This is a genomic window from Phormidesmis priestleyi ULC007 (assembly GCF_001895925.1).
Taxonomy (GTDB): Bacteria; Cyanobacteriota; Cyanobacteriia; order Leptolyngbyales; family Leptolyngbyaceae; genus Phormidesmis_A; species Phormidesmis_A priestleyi_A.
This window is the reverse complement of record NZ_MPPI01000087.1, coordinates 1-2542: the sequence shown is the minus strand read 5'-3', so window position 1 is coordinate 2542 and position 2542 is coordinate 1. Positions and strand designations below refer to the sequence as shown.

Below are 2542 nucleotides of genomic sequence, written 5' to 3'. Positions count from 1 at the left end.
GGGTTCCCGCGCCGCTGTTAGGCGGCAGAGTCCGACACTTCTAGAAATCTTCACAAAATCATCCCCCTTTTTGTCGTACATTTGCATTAGTGGACAAGGTAATCAACCACTTAAAAAACCTTGTCGTCGAAAGGCAGAACGCTGAACCTTGACAATTGGTGCGATTCGTTGTGTGGCGAATCAATAACCACACCAACCATTACGGTTGAACTCTCGATTTGATGTGGGTGAAAGTCCCACTAGCCAGACTCAGGCTTAACTCCCAATCTGCCCACACCGAGTAGACTCGAATTCTACAGAGTGAAGCTGGGAACAGGGCACAATCAGACATCTGTTGTGAGGTGACACTGGTGCTAATGGGGAGTTCCCACGGTGAAAACAGAACCTAGAAAAGCGACCTACAAGGAAGCGGTGGCACAACATAAAACCCCCGACTTTACTGGAGCATAAATTCCCGCCGAATTTTCGAGTTGGATATCGGTAAGAGTCCAGGGAATCCAGTGGTTGAATTGGTTCCACCTAACGGAACATCACAATCAAATCAAGGGAACGAGTAAAAACGAATTGAGGGTCTAGGGGAGGTCGAACCCCAAGTAGGCTAGACGAGCAGCAGAACTCCCTCAATCCGGGTAGGACGCGGCGTAATTGTCGCGAGGCGTTCAGAAGACACAACCTGGAGCAGAGCATGATTAGACACAGCAGCAATGCGAGTGAATCTTGGAAGAATCTACCCTGGAAGCAATTCCGGCGCAGTCTTTTCCGCCTACAACAGCGAGTGTACAAAGCGATTCAAGCTAACGACAGGCGCAAAGCCCAGTTGCTCCAAAAGCTGATTCTGAGATCCTTCGCTGCAAGAATGCTGGCAATTCGACAAGTCACGCAGCTAAACGCTGGAAAAAAGACCGCAGGGGTAGACGGTAAAGCCTCTCTGACTCTCAAAGAGAGACTGAATCTGAGTGAAGAACTCAGCCGTCATTCTAACAACTGGCATCACCAGAAGTTACGCGAAATCCCAATTCCCAAAAAGGATGGGAAAACGCGCCTCCTCAAAGTTCCGACTATTGCGGATCGGGCATGGCAATGCCTGGTTAAATACGCACTAGAACCAGCACACGAAGCAACTTTTCACGCCAGAAGCTACGGGTTCAGGACAGGGCGTTCAGCGCACGACGCGCAGAAAATCCTATTTCTCAACCTGCAATCCATCCACGGCGGAAAAGAGAAACGGGTCATCGAACTCGACATCGAAAAGTGCTTCGACCGGATTAGCCACAAATCTATCATGGAGCGACTCATTGCCCCGCAAGGGATCAAGACAGGAATCTTTCGCTGTCTAAAAGCAGGAGTTAATCCGGAATTTCCCGAACAGGGAACTCCGCAAGGAGGTGTGGCGAGTCCGTTATTAGCGAACGTTGCGTTGAATGGAATCGAGGCAATTCATCCATCCGTCCGATACGCGGACGACATGGTGATCATCCTCAAACCTAAAGACGACGCTACCGCAATACTTGACGAGATCAGCCAGTTCCTTGCTGAAAGAGGAATGAAGGTCAGTGAACAGAAAACAAAGCTAACCGCCGCGACCGATGGGTTTGATTTCTTAGGGTGGCACTTCAAAGTGCAAACGAACGGAAAGTTTCGATGCATCCCTTCGGTGGATAACTTCAAAACATTCCGTCAGAAAGTAAAGCGCATCGTCAATAGCTCGAATAATGGCGCTACGGTCAAAGCGAAACAACTCGCCCCCGTAGTTAGAGGCTGGAGGAACTACCACCGCTACTGCAAAATGGAAGGGTCGCGCTTTTCGCTGTATCACATTCAAAACAGAGCATTCAAGGTGTTCAACAAGGAATCCAAACAGAATCGCCATACCAGTAAGAAATTACTGGAACAGGCATTTCCAACCGTTCCTTACTCCGAAAACAGACACATCAATGTCAAGAGAGACAAATCTCCCTTCGACGGCGACCTAGCCTACTGGAGCGAACGTAACAGCAAGCTCTATGATGGCAATACCTCTAAAGCCCTCAAACGGCAAAACCATACGTGCGGATATTGTGGCTTAAAGCTGCTAAGTGACGAGAAAGTCCATCTACACCACGTAGACGGCAACCACTCGAACTGGAAGACCAACAATCTTCTAGCAACCCACGAAAGCTGCCACGACCTAATCCACATGGGCAAAACTGCAAGGTGAGAACGTCGAAAGCTGGGTGCTGGGAAACCTGCACGCCCAGATTGAACGGAGAGGGGCAGGGAATAATATCTCTCCTCGACTCCAACAATCTATGCGGTTCTACTGCATTGTTCTAGCTTCCTCCTAGCAGTAGGTAAAAGATTCATAGGGACTAGACGAATCAGTTTTTTGAGGCATATCTGCTTCAGAGCTAAACAGGACTTGCTGGAAAGCAACTAGGGTAGGGCATACCCGAATTAACGCTTGGGGAGAATCCCACCTCTGGCCCTGACGACGCAAGGACTCTAGGTTAAGTGGTTTCGTTGAGCCAAGAATCCCCGTCCCTTTAGGGCTGGGGAGTGTCAA

The 2542-nt window shown here is 49.3% G+C and carries 1 protein-coding gene; it reads left to right on the top strand.

Translation table 11 applies throughout. From position 1 onward, the window contains the following. Window positions 1-685 precede the first annotated feature (685 nt). Window positions 686-2197 carry a group II intron reverse transcriptase/maturase gene (locus BRW63_RS26780; RefSeq protein ID WP_073075351.1) on the top strand — a complete coding sequence of 504 codons (1512 nt, stop codon included), beginning with the start codon at window positions 686-688 and terminating at the stop codon, window positions 2195-2197. The last annotated feature ends 345 nt before the right edge of the window (window positions 2198-2542 follow it).

Excerpts from the sequence above, each read along its gene's own strand:
- BRW63_RS26780 (WP_073075351.1), top strand. The coding sequence starts at position 686 with ATGATTAGACACAGCAGCAATGCGAGTGAATCTTGGAAGAATCTACCC.